The sequence below is a fragment of the Nonomuraea sp. NPDC050547 genome, assembly GCF_044457345.1.
Lineage (GTDB): Bacteria > Actinomycetota > Actinomycetes > Streptosporangiales > Streptosporangiaceae > Nonomuraea.
Genome location: NZ_JBITGW010000016.1, coordinates 69,978 through 90,341, shown reverse-complemented (window position 1 = coordinate 90,341; position 20,364 = coordinate 69,978). Strand labels below are relative to the sequence as shown.

The window sequence follows — 20,364 nt, the reverse complement described above, 5'->3', positions numbered from 1 at the left end:
TCTTCTGGTCGATGTCCGCTTAGAGTCGGGGCCGTGCGAGTGGCATGGATAGGCACCGGACTGATGGGCGAGCCGATGGCACGAAGGGTGCTGGAGGCGGGCCATCGGGTCACGGTCTTCAACAGGACACCGGCCAGGGCAGCGGACCTGGCCTCCAGGGGAGCCGAGGTCGCCGAATCGGTCGCCGCGGCCGTGGCGGGCAGCGAGGTGGTGATCACGATGCTGCCCTACCCGGCCGACGTCGAGCGGGTCTACGGCGAGGTCCTCGACCACGCGGGCGCGGACCTGGTCGCCGTGGACTGCTCCACCTCCTCACCGGCGCTGGCGCGGGACCTGGCCGAGCGGGGCGCGGCGCGCGGCGTCGCCGTCCTGGACGCGCCGGTCAGCGGCGGCCCCGCCGGAGCCCAGGCGGGCACCCTGTCGGTGATGGTCGGCGGTGACGCCACGGCCCTGAAGCGGGTCGGGCCGGTGCTCGCCGCCGTCGCCGGCACCGTCGTGCACCACGGCGGGCCGGGCACCGGGCAACTGGCCAAGCTGGTCAACCAGACGCTGGTGGCGGGGGTGACGCTGGCGGCCTGCGAGGCGTACGCGCTGGCCGGGCACGGCGGGCTCGACGTCGAGAAGGTCCTGGCCTCCGTACGGCCGGGCGTGGCCGGCTCACCTCTGCTGGACTTCCTGTGGGGCAAGCTGCGCGCGGGCGACCTGGAGCCGGGCTTCAAGCTCGACCACTTCATCAAGGACCTCACGCTGGCCGGCGAGGCCGGGGGCGGGCTGGAACTGTCCGGGCTGGCCAACGTGATCGAGGTGGCCGAGCGGGTCAGAGCCGTCCACGGCGGCGACCGGGGCACCCAGGCGCTGATCAAGGCGGCCGAATGATCATCGACTCGCACGTGCACGTCGGCACCTGGAAGTACCCCGAAATATCGGCCTACCTCCCGCAGATGGCCGACGTCGACGCCGCCGTCCTCGTCCAGTTCGTCGGCAACACCGACAACTCCTACCTGCTGCGCTGCGCCGAGGCCCACCCCGGCAGGTTCGCCGTCGTCGCCATGGTCGACACCGAGACGCACGGCGCGCCCGGGCACGTCGCCCGCCTGGCCGCATCCCCCCACGTCAAGGGCGTGCGGCTGTGGGCGGCCACCCGTTCACCCGGCCCCGACCCGTACGCGCTGTGGCGGGCCATCGCCGCCGCGGGGCTCGTGGCCAGCGTGCGCGGCCCGCTCGCCGACATCGCGGACCCGGCCTTCGCCACGCTGCTCGACGAGGTGCCCGGCCTCACCGTACGCCTGGAGCACCTCGGCTTCACCACCTACCCCGACGCCGACCCCGCCCACTTCGGCAGCTTCCTGGCGCTGGCCGAACGCCCGCTCGTCCACACCATGTGGGCGGGCTTCTACGCCAACAGCGGCCGGCCGTACCCGCACCCCGACGCCGACCCCTTCCTGCGCGAGGCGGTCGCCGCCTACGGCGCCCGGCGCGTCACCTGGAGCGGCGACTGGAACCGGCCCGACCCCGCGCCGGGCGACTACAAGTCCGCGATCAACCACGTGCTGGAGCGCCCCTACCTCACCGACGAGGACAAGCGCTGGATCCTCGGCGGCGCCTCGGCCGCGCTGTTCGGCATGGGCGGATGACGCCCCGCCTGGGCATCGTCGGTCCCGGCGCCATCGCGGAGCGGCACGCCGCCGCGCTCGCCGCGGCCGGCGCCGACCTGGCCGCCGTCGCCGGTCCCGACCACGGGCAGGCCGCCGCGTTCGCCGCGCGCTTCGGGATCAAGCAGGTGTACGGCACCGCCCGCGACCTCTACGCCCATCCCGGTCTCGACGCGGTCGTCATCGCCACCCCGCACGCCCACCACGCCGCGCAGACCCTGGCCGCGCTTGACGCCGGCCTGCACGTGCTGTGCGAGATCCCGCTGGCCCTGACCCTGGCCGACGCCGAGGCGGTGGCCGAGCGGGCGCGCGCCACCGGCAGGCTGGTCGCGGTGGCGCACACGCTGCGCTTCTGCCGGCCGTACCTGCGGGTGCGGGAGGAGATCGAGCGGGGCGCGCTGAGCGTCACGCACGTGGTGGCGCGCACGCTGATGCTGCGCCAGGACGACACCGGCATGGGCGGACGGCCGCGCGACTGGACCGACGACGTGCTCTGGCACCACGGCGCGCACACCGTGGACGCGGCGCTGTGGCTGCTCGGCGCCCAGCGGGCCGACGAGCGAGGCACCGGCGAAGAGCCCTGGCGGGCCGAGGCGCACGGGGCCCGCGGCGAGCCGTGGCGGGCCGAGGTGCACGGGGTCAGCGGCGAGCCCTGGCGGGGCGGCCCGCCCATGGACGCCGGAGCGGTCCTGCGAACGCCGGGCGGCGCGCTGGCCACGATCGCGCTGTCCTACCACTCGCGGCTGCCCGCCCGCGAGCTGACGGTCATCGGGGAGGACCGCACCCTGCACCTGTCCGGCGGCCTGCTGCGCGAGCACGACGGCACGGTCCTGCTCGACTGCGGCGACCGGATGGAAGCCGACGGCCTGGCCCGCCAGGACGCCGACTTCCTCGAAGCGATCACCCTCGGACGGCCGCCCGGCTGCTCCGCGGCCGACATCCTGCCCGCGACGCGGGTGCTGCACGAGTGGGGAGCACGATGAACGAACTGGCCGCCATGGTCGCCGAGGAGGCCGCGCTGGCGCTGCGCACGGCCAGGCTGGCGCTGCTGCCGATCGGGGCGACCGAACAGCACGGCAGGCACCTGACGCTGGAGACCGACTTCGCCATCGCCGCCGCGTTCGCCCGCAGGCTCGCCGCCGACCTCGGTCCCGACGCGGTGCTGTGCCCCGGCGTGCCCTATGGGCTGTCGGAGCACCACCTGGGCTTCCCCGGCACGATGACGTTGCGGCCAGAGACGTTGCTGGCCCTGCTGCGCGACCTGGCCGAGTCGCTGGCCGAGGCGGGTGTGCGCAAGGTCCTCGTGGTCAACGGCCACGGCGGCAACGTCGACGCCGTACGGCTGGCCGCCCGCGTCCTGCGCCGCGACCACCAGGTGACGATGGCCCACGTCATGTGGGCGGGCCTGGCCGGCGACGTCATCGCCGAACTCATGGGCAGCGAGCGCTACGGCCACGCCTGCGAAGGAGAGACCTCCGTGGCCATGGTGCTCGCGCCGCACCTCGTACGCGCCGACCGGATCGGCCCGCCCGCCGACCCGCTGCCCGTCCTCCCGCACGCCGCCCCGCCCGCGCCGAGGGTGGACCTCGCACTCGCCTACCACCGCCTGTCGGCCACGGGCGCGCTGGGCGACGCCAGGCTGGCCACGCCCGAGATGGGTCACAAGATCGTCGACACCGCCTACGGCCGGGCGCTGGAGTTCGCCCGCGCCTTCGCCGAGGAGGAATGATGCGCGTCCTGGTCGCCGGAGGCTCCGGGGCGGTCGGCGCGCTGGTGCTGCCCGCCCTGGCCGCCCGCCACACGGTGCGCGTCCTGGACCTGCGCCCGCCCGCCGAGCCCGTCGGATACGTGGAGTTCGTCGAAGGCAGCGTCACCGACCCGGCCGCGCTGAAGCGGGCGGCCGACGGCCAGGACGCCCTGCTCTACCTGGCCATGGGCAGGAAGACGGGCTGGCGCGACGGCCTCGAATGGGCGCGTACCCACTTCACCGTCAGCGTGACCGGCCTCTACCTCACCGTCGAGGCCTGCGCCGCGGCCGGCGTCCGGCACGTCGTCTACGCCAGCAGCATGTCCGTCTTCGCCGGATACCAGTCCCGCGACTACAGCACGGACCCCGAGCCCGACAACACCGACGCCTACGGCCTCAGCAAGCGCCTGGGCGAGCAGGTGTGCGCCGCCGCCGTCACCGCCCACGGCGTGACCGCGACCGCGTTGCGCCTGGTCGGGCCGATGGGCGACGACGAGTGGCTGGCGCCGGACGTCTCCCCGGTGATGACGGCGGGCAGCGACGTGGCCGCCGCCTTCCTGGCAGCCCTGGACCGCCCGCGGCCCGCCTTCGCCGCGTACACGATCACCGGCGACCACGAGCGGCGGATCCTCGACTGGACACCGGCGGAACGCGACCTCGGCTGGAGCCCCCGAGCCCGCCGGTGACCGGCCGGTATCGCCCCGATATCCTGTGAGCGACTTGAGGAGGTGAGACCGATTTCCGCAACCGAGACGCGGGCGTTCTCACCAGTGATGTTCGGAGACGCCCGCGGGTAACCCCGAGAGGCGTTTCCGTGTCACCCGAAGAAGTCGTCACCAAGCTCCGTGCCGCCGGCTGCGTGTTCGCCGAGGACGAGGCGGAGCTCATCCTCTCCACCGCCGCCGACCCCGGCGAACTGGCCGCCATGGTGGCCAGGCGGGCCGAGGGCTTTCCCCTGGAGCAGGTCGTGGGCTGGGCGGAGTTCTGCGGTCTGCGCGTCCGCATCGATCCCGGCGTGTTCGTGCCGCGCCGCCGTACCGAGTTCCTGGTACGGCGGGCCGCCGCGCTGGCCCCCGGCCCGGGAGTGATCCTCGACCTGTGCTGCGGCTCCGGCGCCATGGGCGCCGCGCTGGCCGTCCTGACCGGCGGCGAACTGCACGCGGCCGACGTCGACCCGGCGGCGGTCGCCTGCGCGCGCCGCAACCTGGGTGAGAACGTGTACCTGGGCGATCTGTTCGACCCGCTGCCGCCGAGGCTGCGCGGTCGGGTGGACGTCCTGCTGGCGAACGTCCCCTACGTCCCGACCGCCGACCTGGCCCTGCTGCCGACCGAGGCTAGGGACCACGAGCCCCGGGTCACGCTGGACGGCGGCCCCGACGGCCTGGACGTGCTGCGGCGGGTCACCGAGGGCGCGCCGCGCTGGCTGGCCCCCGGCGGGCTGCTGCTGTTCGAGACCAGCGAACGCCAGGCCGGCCAGGCCGTCGACGCGGTCACGGCCAGCGGGCTGAAGGCGCGGGTGCTGCGCTCCGAGGAGTTCCACGCGACGGTGGTCACGGGCCTGTTGCCCTGACGGTCAGGCGGGCAGGCGCAGGGTCACCGAGAGCCCGCCCTCGGGGCGGGGCTTGGCGGTCACGGTGCCGCCGTGGGCCTCGGTGATCGCCCGCACGATCGACAGGCCAAGGCCCGCGCCCCGCCCGGACTGCACCCGGTCGCCGTTGCGCCGGAACGGCTCGAACAGGTCGTCCACCTCGAACGGGGAGACCACCGGCCCGGTGTTCTCGACGGTGACGGTTCCGCCGCCGCCGTACGACTCGCGCAGGGTGATCCACACCTGCCCGCCGCGGATGTTGTACTTGATCGCGTTCTCCACCAGGTTGAACACGCAGCGCTCCAGGAACAGCGGATCGCCCTCGGCCACGGCGGGCCGCAGGTCCTCGACGATCGTCACCCCCCGCTTGGCCGGCGTGAGCTCCAGCGCGGTGCGTACCACCCGCTCCAGCTGGACGGGTTTGCGGGTGGTCAGCTCCTGCTCCGACTGCGCGAGCAGCAGCAGGCCCTCGATCAGCCGCTCGTAGCGCGCGTTGGTGCCGAGCAGCGCCCTGGCCAGCGCCTTCAGGTCGGGAGAGGCCTCCGGCTCCTCCAGCGACACCTCCAGCACCGTCCGGTTGATCGCCAGCGGGGTGCGCAGCTCGTGCGAGGCGTTGGCGATGAACCTGCGCTGCGCGTCGAAGACCCGGTGCAGTCGGCCGAGCATCGCGTCGAAGGTGTCGGCCAGCCGCTTGACCTCGTCCTGCGGGCCCTCCAGCGCGATCCGCTCGTGCAGCGTGCTCTCGGACAGGCGCTGCGCGGTCTCGGTCACCCTGTTCAGCGGCTTCAGCGCCCGGTCGGCGACCAGGTAGCCGATGACCACCGCGGCCAGCCCGATCATCACCATGGCGCTGACCGACCACTGCAGGATCTCGTTGAGCGCCTTGTCCGCGCGCTGTCCCACCTCCGCCTGCGCCTGAACCTGGGCCTGGAAGAACAGGGCGTCCTTGGTCTGGGCATTGGTCTGGGGCGGCGGCGGCCCGGTGCCGATGACCTTGACGAACTTCGCGTCAAGCGAGCGGGCGGTCAGCAGATAGGTGATCCACAACAGTGCCGAACCGGCGACGAAGAACAGGCCGCCGTAGATCAGGGTGAGCCGCATGCGCAGCCCGAGCCGCTTCACAGGCGATACCCCTGGCCGGGAACGTTCGTGATCACGCCGGGCGCGCCGAGCTTCCTGCGCAGCGAGGTCAGCGTGACGCGCAGCACCCCCGTGCCGCTCTCCGCGAACTCGTCCCACACGCTCTTGCGCAGCCCGGTCGACGTGATCAGCTCGCCGTCCGCGCGCAGCAGCTCGTGCAGCACGTCGAACTCCTTGCGGTTCAGGCTCACGTCCCTGCCGTCGCGGGTGACCGTACGGCAGGCCGGGTCCAGCCGGATGCCCGCCCGCTCGACGACCGGCGCGCTCGCCCGGCCCGTACGGCGGGCCAGCGTACGCACCCTGGCCACCAGCTCGGCGAACGCGAACGGCTTCACCAGGTAGTCGTCCGCGCCGAGCGTCAGCCCGTCCACCCGGTCGTGCAGCTGCCCGGCGGCGGTGAGCATGATGATCCGGCTGCGCGCCATGAGCTCGCGGCAGACGTCGTCCCCGTGCACCTCGGGCAGGTCCCGGTCCAGCACGATGACCGAGTAGTCGACGTAGGAGGCCAGATCGAGCGCCTCCTGCCCGTCGTAGGCCACGTCGACGGCCATCGCGTTCAGCCGCAGCCCCCGCGCGATGGCGTCGGCCATCTGTTCCTCGTCTTCCACGACAAGCACCCGCATGCTGCAAAGACTCACCGACGCGGTGTTAGCGGGGAGTAAGTCCGGCGGCTTATCCGCGTTTAGCACCCGCTCCGATGAAGTGCGGTGCCATGAACCTTCGCCTCATTCCGGCCGCAGCGGCCATGCTCCTGGCGCTCGCCGCCTGCGGCTCGACCAGCGCCACCACCGGCACCGGCGCCACCACCGCCGGCGCCTCCGCCAGCCCGTCCGGCAACGCCCGCGACGCCCAGCTCAAGTTCGCCCAGTGCATGCGGGAGAACGGCGTCGAGATGGACGACCCCGCCGAGGACGGCCGTATCCAGTTCAAGGTCGGTCAGGGCACCGACCGCTCCAAGGTCGAGAAGGCGCAGAAGGAGTGCCAGAAGCACCTCAAGGGCGTCATGGGCGACCAGGGCGGGGCCATGGACCCGAAGCGCCGCGACCAGATGGTGAAGTTCGCCCAGTGCATGCGGGAGAACGGCATCAACGTCCCCGACCCCACGGCCAACGGCGGCATCATGATGACCGGCGGTCCCGGCGACGAAGAGAAGATGAAGAAGGCCCAGGAGGCCTGCAAGAAGTTCCAGCCGGGCGCGGAGAAGCAGTCGTGAGAAAGCTCCTGGCAGCGGCGGCGGTCGCGCTCGTGGGCGCGGCCGCCGCGTGGACGGCGACAGCCGTACTGAGTGACAGTGGCACGGGAACGGCGGCGCCCACCCGCCCGCCTGCGCCGGCCACCGCGGAGATCACCAAGCAGGACCTCGTCGACACCCAGACCGTGGACGGCACGCTCGCCTACAACGACGAGCGCGCCATCACCACCGACGCCCGGGGCACCGTGACCTGGGTGCCGGAGGAAGGCACGCTGGTCAAGCGCGGCCGCTCGCTGCTCAAGGTGGACCGCAAGCCCGTCACGCTCATGTACGGCAAGCTGCCCCTCTACCGCACCCTGGAACGCGGCGTCGAGGGCCCGGACGTGACCCAGCTGGAGCGCAACCTCAAGGCGCTCGGCTACGGCGACGACCTGACCGTCGACGACGAGTTCACCTACGCCACCTACCTGGCCGTCCTCGAATGGCAGGAGGACCGCGACCTGGAGGAGACCGGCAGGGTCGACGCCACGCAGGTCGTCTTCCAGCCCGGCGAGGTACGCGTCGGCGACGTCAAGGCCACCGTCGGCGGCAAGGCGATGCCCGGCCAGGAGGCGCTCAAGGTCACCGGCACCCAGCGGCTCGTCCACGTCGACCTCGACACCGACGAGCAGCATCTGGCCAGGAAGGGCGCCAAGGTCACCGTCGAGCTGCCCGGTGGCGAGCGGGCCAAGGGCAAGATCACCGAGGTCGGCACCGTCGCCCAGACCTCCGGCCGCGACGACGACAAGACGACCACCATCGACGTGGACATCACGCTGAACAAGAAGCCCAAGACCAAGCTCGACCAGGCGCCCGTGGACGTGGAGCTGGAGAGCAAGCGGGTCAAGGGCGTGCTGACCGTCCCGGTCGAGGCGCTGCTGGCCACCCGCGAAGGCGGCTTCGGCGTCGAGGTCGTCGACGGTTCCGGCAGCCGTGTGGTGCCGGTCGAGCTCGGCGCGTTCGGCAGCGGCCGGGTCGAGGTCACCGGCTCAGGCCTCGCGGAGGGCATGAAGGTCGGGGTGCCCACGGCATGAGCGTCATCGAGCTCCGCGAGGTGACCAAGACCTACAACGGCGACGTGCACGCGCTGCGCGGCGTGGACCTCAAGGTCGACTACGGCGAGCTGGTCGCGATCGTCGGGCCCTCCGGCTCCGGCAAGTCCACGATGCTCAACCTGATCGGCACGCTCGACCGGCCGACCAGCGGGATGGTACGCATCGCCGGGCACGACATCTCCAAGCTGAGCGACCGTGAGCTGTCGGCGCTGCGCGCCAAGAACCTGGGCTTCGTCTTCCAGCAGTTCCACCTGGCGCCCGGCGTCAGCGCGCTGGACAACGTGGCCGACGGCCTGCTCTACACCGGCACGCCCCGGCGCGTACGCCGCGAGAAGGCCGCCGCGGCGCTCGAACGCGTGGGCCTGGGCCACCGGCTCGGCCACCGGCCCAACCAGCTGTCCGGCGGCGAGCAGCAGCGGGTGGCCGTCGCCAGGGCGGTGGCGGGCGACCCGCCGCTGCTCCTGGCCGACGAGCCGACCGGCAACCTCGACTCCGCCTCCGGTGCCGAGGTCCTGCGCATCCTGGGCGAACTGCACGCCTCCGGCACCACCATCGCGATCATCACCCACGACATGGACGTGGCCGCCTGGTGCCCGCGCCAGGTCAAGGTGCGGGACGGAGCCGTGTCATGAAGCCCGCCAGGCTCAGCCCGTCGGACGTCCTCCGGGTCGGCGCGGCCGGCCTGCGCAGCCGTCCGACCAGGGTGGTGCTGTCCGCGCTCGGCATCGCGATCGGCATCGCCACGATGATCGCGGTCATCGGGATCTCGTCGTCCTCCAGGGAGCAACTGCTGCGCCAGCTCGACCAGCTCGGCACCAACCTGCTCACGGTCTCGGCCGGGCAGACGCTCTTCGGCCAGCAGGCCCAGCTGCCCGAGGACGCCGCGGGCATGGTCGAGCGCATGGAGCACGTGCAGACCGCCGGGGCCACCGGCGCCATCAAGACGAGCGTGCGCAGGACCGGCCACATCCCTGAGGCGGTCACCGGGGGCATCGCCGTACAGGCTGCGACGGTTCCGCTGCTCAAGACCCTGGAAGGCAGCGTGGTGGAGGGGGCCTGGCTCAACGCCGCCACCGGCCGCCAGCCGGCCGTCGTGCTCGGCGCCAAGGCCGCGGAACGGCTGGGCATCACCAGAACCGGCGTGCGGGTGTGGATCGGCAACCGCTGGTTCACCGTCCTCGGCATCCTCGGCCCGATGCCGCTGGCACCGGAGATCGAGCGCTCCGCGCTGGTCGGCTTCTCCGCCGCCGAGAAGTATCTGGGCTTCGACGGTCACCCGACCACCATCTACGAGCGCTCCGACGACGCGGCGGTCGGCGCGGTCCGCGAGGCGCTGCCCCGCACCGTCAACCCGGAGAACCCGAACGAGGTGGAGGTCAGCCGTCCTTCCGACGCGCTGGCCGCCAAGGCCGCCGCCGCGGGCGCCTTCACCAACCTGCTTCTCGGCCTGGGCGCGGTGGCCCTGCTGGTGGGCGGGGTGGGAGTGGCCAACACCATGGTCATCTCCGTCCTGGAACGCCGCAAGGAGATCGGCCTGCGCCGCTCACTGGGCGCCACGAGGGGACAGGTCCGCGTCCAGTTCCTGGCCGAGTCGCTGCTGCTGTCGGCGCTGGGCGGAGTCGCGGGGGCCTTCCTGGGCGCCGTGGCCACCGTCGGCTACGCCGTCTCCCGCGACTGGCCGCCCGTGGTCCCGCCCTGGGCGATCGGCGGCGCCGTGGCCGCCACCCTCCTCATCGGCACCATCGCCGGCATCTACCCGGCCATGCGCGCCGCCCGCCTGTCCCCAACCGTCGCCCTGACGGTCTAGCGATGGCGGCATCTCTTCCAGCGCGGCCCGGAGCCGATCGGCCCCTGGGCCGCGCGGGGCGGCGGGCAGGACTGTAGGCGGTCAGGCGGTGCGGGCGATGGCCTCGGTGATGGACTTCATGCCGTGGCGGCGCAGCCGGCGGCTCAGCTGGCGGTTGATGCGGGAGGGCCAGAACGGGCCGTTGTAGATCCAGCCCGTGTAGCCCTGGACCAGGGTGGCGCCGGCCAGCAGGCGTTCCCACACGTCGTCCACGTCCTCGACGCCGCCCACGGACACCAGCGTGAGGCGGTCGCCGACCCTGGCGCGCAGGCGGCGCAGGACCGCCAGCGAACGCGCCTTCAGCGGGCGGCCGGACAGGCCGCCCTGCTCTCCGTCGTGCCTGATCGTGGTGTTGGTCGCGATGATGCCGTCGAGCCCCAGCTCAAGGGCGAGGTCCGCCACGGCGTCGACGTCCTCGTCGGCGAGGTCCGGCGCGATCTTCACCAGCAAAGGTGTACGGCGCGCCGTCCCGTCGGCCACCTCCTTCACGGCCGACAGCAGGGGCCGCAGCAGCTCGACCGCCTGCAGGTTCCGCAGCCCCGGGGTGTTGGGCGAGCTCACGTTGACCACGAGGTAGTCGGCCAGCGGCGCGAGCCGCCTGGCGCCGGCCACGTAGTCGGCGGCGGCGTCGGACTCCGGCACCACCTTGGTCTTGCCGATGTTGACCCCGATCACCACCGGCAGCCCCCGCGGACGGCGCAGCCGCCGCTCGGCCGCGGCGGCGCCGTGGTTGTTGAACCCCATCCGGTTGATGATCGCGGCCTGCCCGACCCGGCGGAACAGCCTCGGCCGGGGGTTGCCCGGCTGCGCGTGGGCGGTGATGGTGCCGACCTCGACGTGCCCGAATCCGAGCGCGGAGATCGCCTCGGCGCAGGCGGCGTCCTTGTCGAACCCGGCGGCCAGCCCGAACGGCCCGGGGAAGTGCACCCCGAACGCGCTGACCCGCAGCGCCGGGTCGTGCGGCGCGAGCCATCGGTGCAGCAGGCGCTTGGCGAACGGCAGCGCGGACAGCACGGCCAGCGCGCGGACGGTGGCGTGGTGCACGCTCTCGGCGTCGAAGCGGCGCAGGACGAGCGTGAAGAAGAGGCGGTACATCACAGGTCAGGCTACCAATCCGGCCTCGTGGGCGATGATCGCGGCCTGCACTCTGTTGCGCACGCCGAGACGGGTCAGGATGGCGCTCACATACGCCTTGACGGTGCCCTCGACGATGAAGAGCCTGGCGGCGATCTCGGCGTTGGAAAGTCCGGCGCCGACGAGGGCGAGGACCTCGCGTTCGCGTTCGGTGAGCGGCTCGATGCGGTCGCGGGCCGCGGCGCCGCGCGACATCTGGCCGCCGGCGAGCTGGGTGATGACCCGCTGGGCCACCTTGGGCGAGAGGTAGGCGGCTCCGCCGGCGACGGCGTGGATGCCGGCCAGGAGTTCGCGCGGGTCGCCGGACTTGAGCAGGAAGCCGCCGGCGCCGACGTCGAGCGCCTTGGCGATGTAGTCGTCCTCGCCGAACGTGGTCAGGATGACGACCGCGCTGCCCGGCGCCGCCCGGCGGATCTCGGCGGCGGCGGCCAGGCCGTCCATCCTGGGCATGCGGATGTCGAGCAGGACCACGTCGGGGTGGTGGCTGATGGCCAGGTCGACGGCCTCCTTGCCGTCGGCGGCCTCGGCGACCACCTCAAGCTCGGGATCGGTGCCGAGGATGGCCTTGATGCCCGCCCTGATCATGGCCTCGTCGTCGGCGAGGAGGATGCGAATCACGGTCTCTATCTTGGCCCCTGGCAGTGCCGTACAAGAGGGAGGTCCGGCGGGCGGTATCGTCCGACGCATGAGCACTCACTATGACGTCGTCGTTCTCGGCGCTGGACCCGGGGGATACACGGCTGCGGTCCGCGCCGCCCAGCTTGGCCTCAAGGCTGCGGTCATCGAGGAGAAGTACTGGGGTGGCGTCTGCCTGAACGTGGGCTGTATCCCGTCCAAGGCGCTGCTGCGCAATGCCGAACTGGCCCACATCTTCACCAAGGAGGCCAAGACCTTCGGCATCAGCGGCGAGGTCACCTTCGACTACAGCGCCGCCTTCCAGCGCAGCCGCAAGGTGGCCGACGGCCGGGTCAAGGGCGTGCACTTCCTGATGAAGAAGAACGGCATCACGGAGTACAACGGCCGTGGCCAGTTCCTCGACGCCAACACCCTGCAGGTGAACGGCGAGACGGTCACCTTCGGCCACTGCATCATCGCGGCCGGCGCCACCACCCGGCTCATCCCGGGCACCTCGCTGTCGGAGCGGGTCGTGACGTACGAGGAGCAGATCCTCAGCGAGGACCTGCCGGGCAGCATCATCATCGCGGGCGCGGGCGCCATCGGCGTCGAGTTCGCCTACGTGCTGCACAACTACGGCGTCAAGGTGACGATCGTGGAGTTCCTCGACCGGGTCGTGCCGCTTGAGGACGAAGAGGTCTCCGCGGAGCTGGCCAAGCGCTACAAGCGGCTCGGCATCGAGGTGCTCACCTCGACCCGCGTGGAGAACATCGAGGACACCGGCTCCTCGGTCAAGGTCACGGTCACCCGCGACCAGCAGACCCAGGTGCTCGAAGCGGACAAGGTCCTGCAGGCGATCGGCTTCCAGGCGCGGGTCGAGGGCTACGGCCTGGAGAAGACCGGGGTCGCGCTCACCGACAGGGGCGCCATCCAGGTGGACGGCCGGGGCCGTACCAACGTGCCGCACATCTACGCCATCGGCGACGTCACGGCCAAGCTCATGCTGGCGCATGCCGCCGAGGCCATGGCGGTCGTCGCGGCCGAGACGATCGCGGGCGCGGAGACCATGGAGATCGACTTCGCGATGGTGCCGCGGGCCACGTACTGCCAGCCGCAGGTCGCCAGCTTCGGATACACCGAAGCCCAGGCCCGCGACCTGGGTTATGACGTCAAGGTGCAGAAGTTCCCGTTCACCGCGAACGGCAAGGCCCACGGCCTGGGCGACGCCAACGGCTTCGTGAAGATCATCGCGGACGACACCCACGGCGAGATCATCGGCGCCCACCTGATCGGCCCCGAGGTCACCGAGCTGCTGCCCGAGCTGACCCTGGCCCAGCAGTGGGACCTCACCGTGCATGAGGTGGGACGTAACATCCACGCCCACCCCACGCTCGGCGAGGCCGTCAAGGAGGCCGTCCACGGTCTGGCCGGCCACATGATCAACATGTAGGTGCCTACAGGTAGGCGATGCCGACGCCGACCAGCACGACCGAGGCGAAGCCGGCCACCGCTCGCAGCGTGTTCCACCCCGTCCACCGGGGCGAGTACTCCGGGTAGGTCATCGTGCCCGCGTCGAGCTTGTTGTTCATCGGCACGTTGATGGCGACGGTGACCAGGAACGAGCCGACGAAGTTGACGCCCGCGGCGAGGAAGAACCACAGGGCGGCCGGGGAACCCGCGAGGAACCCGGCCGCCAGGGCCGCGACCGGAGCCCCCATGAAGGGGATGTAGAGCCACGGGTTGAGGATCTTCCGGTTGATGCTCCGCATGGCCGTCTCGGCCTGGGCGGGGTCGATCGCGTTGAGTCCGGGCATGACCGACATCGAGAAGGTGTAGAAGAGGCCGGCGATGGCGCCGTGCAGGACGAGAGTGATCAGAGCGAGTGTCATCATGCGACTATCGTGGCGTACTCGCCCTGAGACGGTCCATGGTCTGAACGCTTGATCGCATACGAGCGCGTCTACTTCATCCGGGCCGCCATGCCGTCGATCAACAGGTCGAGCCCGTACTCGAACCGGGCCTCCCCGTCGGGGTCGGTCAGCTCGTCCACATAGGTCACGAGCATGGGAAACCGCTCGGGCGGCAGCGATCTGTAGTAGTCCTTGATCTGGCCCACGAAGCTGTTGAGGTAGGCTTCCCGGTCGTTCAGGCCCTTGGCCCGCATCCGCGCGTAGTGCTGCGAGCCTTCGTAGGCGTCGCCGGCGATGTACAGCGACAGCCGGTCCACCCCGAACGAGGCGTCGCGCGGATCCATCCCCGCCGAGATCAGCAGCGTCATCATGTACTCGCCGAGCCGCAGCGCGTTGGGCCCGGTCGGCACGGTCGCCATGGCCGCCCTGGCGATGTCGGCGTGGCGGCCCAGGACCCGGTGCGACTCCATCGCGTACTCACGCAGTTGCGCCTTCCAGTTGGCCGGGTCGGCCTCGCCTACCTCGATCTCGCCGAGAACCAGGTCGTAGATCAGCTCCAGTAGTTCGTCCTTGCTGGACACGTGCGCGTACAGCGAGGCCGGGCCCGTGTCGAGCTCCTGGGCGACTCTGCGCATGCTCAGCGCGTCGAATCCTTCCGCGTCGAGGATCCGCAACCCGGTCTCCACGATCAACGCCTGACTGAGCTGCTGCTTCACCGGCCTGGGTGACTTGCGCCACGGCGGGGTGGGCAATGACGTCATGTTTCCTCCTCCCGGAACAGTGTACTTGACACGAACGCCGTTCGTCATTAGAACAGTGTCCGTACACGAACGCTGTTCGTCCTAAGAACGTTGTTCCTGCCAAGGAGTTCGCATGACCGTCACCGCCCCCGCGGAGACCTCCACCGGCACCCAGCCCTACAGATGGCGCTGGGTCGCCCTCTTCGTCATCCTCGCCGCCGAGGTGATGGACCTGCTCGACGCGCTGATCACCACGATCGCCGCCCCGACCATCCAGCGTGAGCTGGGCGGCTCGAACGCGATGGTCCAGTGGCTGACCGCCGGCTACGCGCTGGCCATGGCCGTCGGCCTGATCACCGGAGGCCGCCTCGGCGACCTCTACGGCCGCAAGCGCATGTTCGTGATCGGCGCCTTCGGCTTCACCGCCGCCTCACTGCTGTGCGGCATCAGCGGCACCCCCGAGATGCTGATCGTCTTCCGCGTCGTCCAGGGGTTGTTCGGCGCCGTGATGATCCCCCAGGGCCTCGGCCTGATCAAGGAGATGTTCCCGCCGAAGGAGATCGGCAAGGCGTTCGCCGCCTTCGGGCCCGTCATGACCATCTCGTCCGTCGGCGGCCCCGTGCTGGCCGGCTGGCTCATCGACGCCGACCTCTTCGGCACCGGCTGGCGCATGATCTTCCTGATCAACCTGCCGCTCGGCCTGGCCGCCGCGTTCGCCGCGATCAAGTTCCTGCCGGAGTACAGGCTCTCCAACGCCACCAAGCTCGACCTCGTCGGCATGCTCCTGGTCTCGGTGGCCGCGTTCCTGCTGATCTTCCCGCTCATCCAGGGACAGGAGCACGACTGGCCCGCCTGGACCTTCGTCTCCATGGCCGCCTCGATCGTCGTCTTCGCCCTCTTCGGCCGCTACGAGAGCGCCCGCGTCCGCGACGGCAAGGACCCGCTCGTCGTGCCCGCCCTCTTCCGCAAGCGCGCCTTCACCACCGGCCTGGTCGCCGGGCTCGCGTTCTTCTCCGGCATGGTCGGGTTCGGCGTGGTCTTCAACCTGTTCACCCAGGTCGGTCTCGGCTGGGGACCGCTCCAGGCCGGCATGGCCGGCCTCCCGCAGGCCATCGGCGGCGTGATCGGCTTCGGCCTCGCGATGTCCGGCCTGCAGGCCAGGTTCGGCCGCGGCCTCATGCAGGCCGGCTCGGTCGTGATGGCGCTCGGCGCGGCCGTCCTCGCCCTGTTCATCCACCTGAACGGCACGCAGATCGGCTACTGGGAGCTGGCCCCCGGGCTCGCCCTGGTCGGCATCGGCATGGGCCTGACCATGGCCCCGTTCTTCGACATCATCCTGGCCGGCGTCGAACCCCACGAGTCCGGCTCGGCCTCCGGCACCCTCACCGCCGTCCAGCAGCTCGGTGGCGCGCTCGGCGCCGCCGTACTCGGGACGCTGTTCTTCAACCTGCTCAAGAGCCGGATGGCCTTCCCCGACGCGCTCCAGATCACGATCGCCGTGGAGATCGGCCTGCTGGCCGCCACGTTCGCGCTCTCGTTCCTGCTCCCCAGGTTCGCCCGCGAAGAAGGACACTGAGGTTGTACGGCAAGCGCCCTCGTCATACCGGCCGGGGGCATACGCTTGTTCCCATGAGCACCACGTACACCGTCACCGGCATGACCTGCGGCCACTGCGTCGCCTCCGTGAAGGAAGAGGTGGGGGAGGTCCCCGGCGTCACCGCCGTGGACGTCGACCTGGCCTCCGGCCGCGTCTCGGTCACCGGCGCGGCCGACGACTCCCTCGTCCGCGCCGCCATCAAGGAAGCCGGCTACCAGGTCGCCTGACTCACATGCTGGGCCGGGTGGAGGTGGCGCTCTCCGCCATCTGTTCCACGTGGTCCATGACGTCGGACACCGACACCACGCCCGGCCGGTGGGGACGGCGGCGCTGCCACGGCTTGGGCCCCTCCAGCGGCCGGTACTCCACCCCGAGCGCGTCCAGCCGCCCCAGGTGGGCGCGGAGCCGTTCGGGGAAATCGGGGCCCGCGGCGCCCGACCAGCCCACCTCGGCCAGCGCGCACGCCCGGGGCCACGCCTTGTAGTCCAGCGTGCGGGCGTCGGGGATGCGCTCGCTCCACAGCTGCGCCTGCGGCCCGAGTACGTGCCTGCGCTCCGCGAGCGACCAGGTGGCCGGCGCGGGGTCGAAGGCGGCCACGTCGGCGACGGTGACCGTGTCGCCGATCGCCATCGGCTCGTCGGACGAGGCGGCCTCGGCGTAGTCGAAGTACAGCGGGAAGACCGGCGTGGCCACCACGTCGTGGCCGGCCGCCGCGGCCCGCCGGCCGACCGGCATGCCGCGCCACGGCATGACGAGCGTGTCCGGCCGCAGGTCACCGGCGACGAACGCCTCGTCCCACACCACGGCCCGCGTCCCCCGCTCGGCCAGCACGTCCGCCAGCCGCCGCAGGAACCACGCGTGCAGCGCCGCCACCGACTCCAGCCCCAGCTCCCGCGCGTAGGCGGTGATCTCGGGGGAGGCGTCCCACTGGTCGAGGACGACCTCGTCCCCGCCGACGTGCACGTACGGCGTCTCGCCCAGCGCGCCCAGCAGTTCGTCGAAGATCGTGGTGAGGAAGTCGACCGTCGGCGGCAGCGGCGACAGGATCGCGGGGGAGATGCCCCACCGCTCCAGCACCTCGACCGGCTCGCCCGTGGCCCCGAACTCGGGGTAGGCGGCCAGGATCGCCGACGCGTGCCCCGGCACGTCGATCTCCGGCACGATCGTGACCGCCCGCGCCCGCGCGTACGCGGCGATCTCCGCGAGGTCGTCCAGCGTGTAGTAGCCGCCGTGCGGGAGGTCGTCGAACGACTCGGGCTCCCGGTAGTGGTGCGTCGCGGTGCGCGGGCGGTGCGAGGCCACCTCGTGCAGGCGCGGGAAGGCCCGGCTCTCCACCCGCCAGCCCTGGTCGTCGACCAGATGGAGGTGGAGCCGGTTCAGCTTGTGCACGGCCATCAGGTCGACGACGCGCAGGAGCTCCCGCTTGGGGAAGAAGTGCCGGGCCACGTCCACGTGCAGGCCGCGCCAGGAGTAGCGCGGCGCGTCCTCGATCCGCACGCCGGGCACCCGCCACTCCGCCCCCGGCGTACGCCGGTAGGAGGCGTTGGGCAGCAACTGGTGCAGCGACTGACCGGCGTAGAACGCCCCCGCCCGGTCGCCGGCCGAGATCTCGACGCCCCGCGAGCCTGCCGTCAGCCGGTACGACTCGGGCCCCAGGGCCGGGTCGAGCCGGATGTCGACGGCGCCGGAGTCGCCCGGCCGCAGGTCGAGGACGGGCAGCGCCAGGCGTACCGCCTCGACGAGGTCGGCGGGGCCGGACACCACGGCGCCCGTGGTCAGCTCGTAGGAGCCGGACAGCTGGCTGAGCAGATTGGGGCGAGGAATCATGCCTTGAGATACTGCTGCAACCCGTTGGCCAACGCCAACGCGATGCGCTGCCGGAACTCGGGGTCGCGGAACTTCGCCGCCTCGCCGGCGTTCTTCATGTTCCCGCACTCGACGAAGATCTTCGGCACCGTCGACAGGTTGAGGCCGCCGAGGTCGTTGCGGAAGTCGAGGGCGTCCTTGCCGATGTAGGTCGAGTACGGCAGGCCCGTGCCGGTCTTGAACGCCTGCCGTACCGCCAGGCCGAGCTTCTTGGAGTCGCCCACCACCGGGTCCACCGGCCCGTTGATCTTCTCGGGCATGATCACGTGGAAGCCCTTGTTGCCCGGCGAGGAGCCGTCGGCGTGCACCGAGAGCGCGGCGTCGGCCTTGGCCTTGTTCCCGATCGCCGCGCGCTGGGTGATGCACGGGCCCACGCTGTCGTTGTCGGCCCTGGTCAGCTTCACGCTCGCGCCGCGCTGCTTGAGGATCTTGACCAGGCGGTTGGACACGTCCCAGGTGAAGGCCGCCTCGGTGTAGCGGTCGGCGGTCTCCGTGCCGGTGGTGTCGCAGGCCTTCCACTTGGTCAGCACGTTCACCTTGCGGTTGACGGCCCTGGGGTCGCGGAAGTTGCCGCCGTTGTGGCCGGGGTCGATGACGATGACCTTGCCGTCGAGCGGCTTCCTGGCCTCGATGGTCGTGGCTTGCGCGGGTTGCTGTGGCTGCGCCGACACGGCCAGCCCCTGACCGCCCGCGGCGTCACTGTTGGCGACGCCGCCACAAGCGGTGGCGGTCAGGCCGAGCAGGGCGAGAACGGTGGCAGGTAGAGCACGCATGAGCTCCAAGGTACGTCACGATCCGGTATCACCAGACGTGTTCCCCCACTTCCTGCCGCTGGAGGAGGGCCGCGAGGTCCCTCGCGTCCTCCGCGTCGAGGCCGAGGACCACGCGCGGGCGGCCCCACGGATGGTCGAGGGAGTGGGCGACGTAACTGGCCACGGACTCGGCGCCGACGTCGCTCCCCCTGCCCCTGCCGGCGCGCCAGTGTGCCCAGGCGCGTTCGAGCTCGGCCGCCGCGCGCTGGGCACAGGACACCAGTTCTGGATCACGCATGACTGTTCCCCCCGGAAATGACGCCATGACGCTGACGAGTAAAGCGGGGAGACTCGCCATGGCATCCGGGATTGACCAGCCCTTGGGTAGCTCTTTAGGCCGGTCCCGTGCTCCGCCGTACGATCAGCTCGGGGGTGACCTCGCGCAGCCGGGAGGCCTTCGCGGGGTCGCCGATGCGGTCGCTGAGCAGAGCGGCGGCCGAGCGGCCCATCGTACGTCTGGGCAGGTCGACCGAGGTGAGTGAGATGTGGCGTGAGGCCGCGAGATGCGTGTTGTCGTAGCCGATCACCGACAGATCCTCGGGGATGCGCAGCCCCAGATCCGCCGCCGCCGACATGACACCAAGCGCGACCATGTCATTGGCCGCGAAGATCGCGGTGGGCCGCGGCTCACGGGTGAGCAGCGCCGTCGCCGCCTCCCTGCCGCTTTCCTCCGAGCACTCGGCGTGCTCGACCATGATGTACGGCGCCAGCGCGTGCCGCCGCATCGCGACCAGATACCCCTCGCAGCGCGAGGAGCGGTTGCCCTCGATGTGGGCGATGCGTTTGTGGCCGTGTTCGACCAGGTGGTCGATGGCCAGCCGGGCGCCGAGTTGATCGTCGTCGACCACGATGTCGACGCCGTCGAGCTCGATGTCACGTTCCCCTACGACGACCGTGGGCGTGTACGAGGTCGCCTCGATGAGGGTTTCGTTGGTCGGGGCTATGCCTAAGAGCACGAGGCCGTCGACGCGGAGCTCCAGGAAGGCTTCCACCGCTTCGTCCTCGAACGCGGGGTCCCACTGGCTGTTGCCGATCAGCATGCGTAGCCCGTCGCCGTGCAGACTTTCCTGGAGGCCGTCCAGGAACTCGGCGTAGAACGGGTTGTGTAGGTCGGCGACGAGCGCGCCGACGAGATGGGTACGGCCTTCGACGAGGCTGCGCGCCACGGCATTGGGGCGGTAGCCGAGCTCGCGTGCGGCGGCCAGCACCGCCTGTCGCCGATGCTCGCTCACGTGGGGGGACCCACGCAGCACGAGTGAGACGAGCGATTTCGAGACGCCTGCTCGCTCGGCGACGTTGCGGATGGTTGGCCTGGGCCGGGGCAGGGTGTCTACCTCGGCGACGGTCGTGTTGACGGGCGGTCCTGACATGTGTCTCCCCCGCGATGCGGATACGGGCACCTGCCTCACAGAACGATCGAGTTCGCCGCAG

The 20,364-nt window shown here is 71.3% G+C and carries 23 protein-coding genes; 13 read left to right on the top strand and 10 right to left on the bottom strand.

Going from position 1 to position 20,364, the window contains the following annotated elements:
* Window positions 1-33: 33 nt before the first annotated feature.
* The 6 genes from ACIBHY_RS35205 to ACIBHY_RS35180 all read left to right on the top strand — a co-directional run bounded on the left by ACIBHY_RS35205 (window position 34) and on the right by ACIBHY_RS35180 (window position 4,969).
* On the top strand, window positions 34-876 hold the full coding sequence (locus ACIBHY_RS35205) for an NAD(P)-dependent oxidoreductase (protein WP_397254422.1): 843 nt from the start codon (window positions 34-36) through the stop codon (window positions 874-876).
* Window positions 873-1,634 (top strand): amidohydrolase family protein, encoded by a 762-nt coding sequence (locus tag ACIBHY_RS35200; RefSeq protein WP_397254420.1) that lies wholly within the window; start codon window positions 873-875, stop codon window positions 1,632-1,634. The genes ACIBHY_RS35205 and ACIBHY_RS35200 overlap by 4 nt, the downstream gene beginning before the upstream one ends.
* On the top strand, window positions 1,631-2,635 hold the full coding sequence (locus ACIBHY_RS35195; protein WP_397308947.1) for a Gfo/Idh/MocA family protein: 1,005 nt from the start codon (window positions 1,631-1,633) through the stop codon (window positions 2,633-2,635). The genes ACIBHY_RS35200 and ACIBHY_RS35195 overlap by 4 nt, the downstream gene beginning before the upstream one ends.
* A complete protein-coding gene (locus ACIBHY_RS35190; RefSeq protein ID WP_379614098.1) occupies window positions 2,632-3,381 on the top strand; it encodes a creatininase family protein in 750 nt (249 codons plus the stop codon). Before ACIBHY_RS35195 ends, ACIBHY_RS35190 begins: the two co-directional genes overlap by 4 nt.
* On the top strand, window positions 3,378-4,085 hold the full coding sequence (locus tag ACIBHY_RS35185) for an NAD-dependent epimerase/dehydratase family protein (protein WP_397308946.1): 708 nt from the start codon (window positions 3,378-3,380) through the stop codon (window positions 4,083-4,085). The genes ACIBHY_RS35190 and ACIBHY_RS35185 overlap by 4 nt, the downstream gene beginning before the upstream one ends.
* Before the next feature lie 128 nt (window positions 4,086-4,213).
* Window positions 4,214-4,969: a putative protein N(5)-glutamine methyltransferase gene (locus ACIBHY_RS35180; RefSeq protein WP_397254414.1), complete on the top strand. Its 756-nt coding sequence runs from the start codon at window positions 4,214-4,216 to the stop codon at window positions 4,967-4,969.
* Window positions 4,970-4,972: 3 nt separating this feature from the next.
* Here ACIBHY_RS35180 and ACIBHY_RS35175 read toward each other — a convergent pair whose 3' ends face one another.
* Window positions 4,973-6,109 carry a sensor histidine kinase gene (locus ACIBHY_RS35175; protein WP_397308945.1) on the bottom strand — a complete coding sequence of 379 codons (1,137 nt, stop codon included), beginning with the start codon at window positions 6,107-6,109 and terminating at the stop codon, window positions 4,973-4,975.
* Window positions 6,106-6,750: a response regulator transcription factor gene (locus tag ACIBHY_RS35170; RefSeq protein ID WP_397254410.1), complete on the bottom strand. Its 645-nt coding sequence runs from the start codon at window positions 6,748-6,750 to the stop codon at window positions 6,106-6,108. The genes ACIBHY_RS35175 and ACIBHY_RS35170 overlap by 4 nt, the downstream gene beginning before the upstream one ends.
* A gap of 89 nt (window positions 6,751-6,839) precedes the next feature.
* Here ACIBHY_RS35170 and ACIBHY_RS35165 point away from each other — a divergent pair, with 89 nt between their 5' ends.
* Genes ACIBHY_RS35165 through ACIBHY_RS35150 form a run of 4 tightly spaced genes read left to right on the top strand, consistent with a single transcriptional unit; the run spans window position 6,840 to window position 10,220 of the window.
* Complete coding sequence (locus tag ACIBHY_RS35165) at window positions 6,840-7,340, top strand: hypothetical protein (protein WP_397308944.1); 501 nt, start codon at window positions 6,840-6,842, stop codon at window positions 7,338-7,340.
* On the top strand, window positions 7,337-8,392 hold the full coding sequence (locus ACIBHY_RS35160; RefSeq protein WP_397254406.1) for an efflux RND transporter periplasmic adaptor subunit: 1,056 nt from the start codon (window positions 7,337-7,339) through the stop codon (window positions 8,390-8,392). Before ACIBHY_RS35165 ends, ACIBHY_RS35160 begins: the two co-directional genes overlap by 4 nt.
* Window positions 8,389-9,045 (top strand): ABC transporter ATP-binding protein, encoded by a 657-nt coding sequence (locus ACIBHY_RS35155; protein ID WP_397254404.1) that lies wholly within the window; start codon window positions 8,389-8,391, stop codon window positions 9,043-9,045. The genes ACIBHY_RS35160 and ACIBHY_RS35155 overlap by 4 nt, the downstream gene beginning before the upstream one ends.
* Complete coding sequence (locus ACIBHY_RS35150) at window positions 9,042-10,220, top strand: ABC transporter permease (RefSeq protein WP_397254402.1); 1,179 nt, start codon at window positions 9,042-9,044, stop codon at window positions 10,218-10,220. Before ACIBHY_RS35155 ends, ACIBHY_RS35150 begins: the two co-directional genes overlap by 4 nt.
* An 81-nt stretch (window positions 10,221-10,301) precedes the next feature.
* On the opposite strand, the gene ACIBHY_RS35145 is transcribed toward ACIBHY_RS35150, so the two are convergent.
* Window positions 10,302-11,354 (bottom strand): quinone-dependent dihydroorotate dehydrogenase, encoded by a 1,053-nt coding sequence (locus ACIBHY_RS35145; protein ID WP_397308943.1) that lies wholly within the window; start codon window positions 11,352-11,354, stop codon window positions 10,302-10,304.
* A 6-nt stretch (window positions 11,355-11,360) separates the two neighbouring features.
* The gene (locus ACIBHY_RS35140) at window positions 11,361-12,011 is read right to left on the bottom strand and encodes a response regulator (RefSeq protein WP_397308942.1); all 651 of its coding nucleotides are present in this window, start codon (window positions 12,009-12,011) and stop codon (window positions 11,361-11,363) included.
* Window positions 12,012-12,078: 67 nt separating this feature from the next.
* Between ACIBHY_RS35140 and lpdA the strand changes: the two genes are divergently transcribed.
* Complete coding sequence (gene lpdA, locus ACIBHY_RS35135; RefSeq protein WP_397308941.1) at window positions 12,079-13,458, top strand: dihydrolipoyl dehydrogenase; 1,380 nt, start codon at window positions 12,079-12,081, stop codon at window positions 13,456-13,458.
* Between the two features lie 4 nt (window positions 13,459-13,462).
* On the opposite strand, the gene ACIBHY_RS35130 is transcribed toward lpdA, so the two are convergent.
* Both ACIBHY_RS35130 and ACIBHY_RS35125 read right to left on the bottom strand, forming a co-directional pair.
* Window positions 13,463-13,900, bottom strand: coding sequence for a DUF1772 domain-containing protein (locus ACIBHY_RS35130; RefSeq protein WP_397105595.1), 438 nt, complete (start codon window positions 13,898-13,900; stop codon window positions 13,463-13,465).
* A 68-nt stretch (window positions 13,901-13,968) separates the two neighbouring features.
* Window positions 13,969-14,679 (bottom strand): TetR/AcrR family transcriptional regulator, encoded by a 711-nt coding sequence (locus ACIBHY_RS35125; RefSeq protein ID WP_397254396.1) that lies wholly within the window; start codon window positions 14,677-14,679, stop codon window positions 13,969-13,971.
* Between the two features lie 112 nt (window positions 14,680-14,791).
* On the opposite strand from ACIBHY_RS35125, the gene ACIBHY_RS35120 reads away from it, so the two are divergent.
* Window positions 14,792-16,234, top strand: coding sequence for a DHA2 family efflux MFS transporter permease subunit (locus ACIBHY_RS35120; protein WP_397254394.1), 1,443 nt, complete (start codon window positions 14,792-14,794; stop codon window positions 16,232-16,234).
* A 53-nt stretch (window positions 16,235-16,287) separates the two neighbouring features.
* Complete coding sequence (locus ACIBHY_RS35115) at window positions 16,288-16,482, top strand: heavy-metal-associated domain-containing protein (protein WP_397308940.1); 195 nt, start codon at window positions 16,288-16,290, stop codon at window positions 16,480-16,482.
* Between the two features lies 1 nt (window position 16,483).
* On the opposite strand, the gene ACIBHY_RS35110 is transcribed toward ACIBHY_RS35115, so the two are convergent.
* The 4 genes from ACIBHY_RS35110 to ACIBHY_RS35095 form a co-directional block, all read right to left on the bottom strand.
* Window positions 16,484-18,082 carry a beta-N-acetylhexosaminidase gene (locus tag ACIBHY_RS35110; protein WP_397254390.1) on the bottom strand — a complete coding sequence of 533 codons (1,599 nt, stop codon included), beginning with the start codon at window positions 18,080-18,082 and terminating at the stop codon, window positions 16,484-16,486.
* Window positions 18,079-18,894 carry an N-acetylmuramoyl-L-alanine amidase gene (locus ACIBHY_RS35105; RefSeq protein ID WP_397308939.1) on the bottom strand — a complete coding sequence of 272 codons (816 nt, stop codon included), beginning with the start codon at window positions 18,892-18,894 and terminating at the stop codon, window positions 18,079-18,081. Before ACIBHY_RS35105 ends, ACIBHY_RS35110 begins: the two co-directional genes overlap by 4 nt.
* 28 nt (window positions 18,895-18,922) lie before the next feature.
* Complete coding sequence (locus ACIBHY_RS35100; protein ID WP_379614062.1) at window positions 18,923-19,171, bottom strand: hypothetical protein; 249 nt, start codon at window positions 19,169-19,171, stop codon at window positions 18,923-18,925.
* A gap of 94 nt (window positions 19,172-19,265) precedes the next feature.
* The gene (locus ACIBHY_RS35095) at window positions 19,266-20,303 is read right to left on the bottom strand and encodes a LacI family DNA-binding transcriptional regulator (protein WP_397254386.1); all 1,038 of its coding nucleotides are present in this window, start codon (window positions 20,301-20,303) and stop codon (window positions 19,266-19,268) included.
* Window positions 20,304-20,364: the final 61 nt, after the last annotated feature.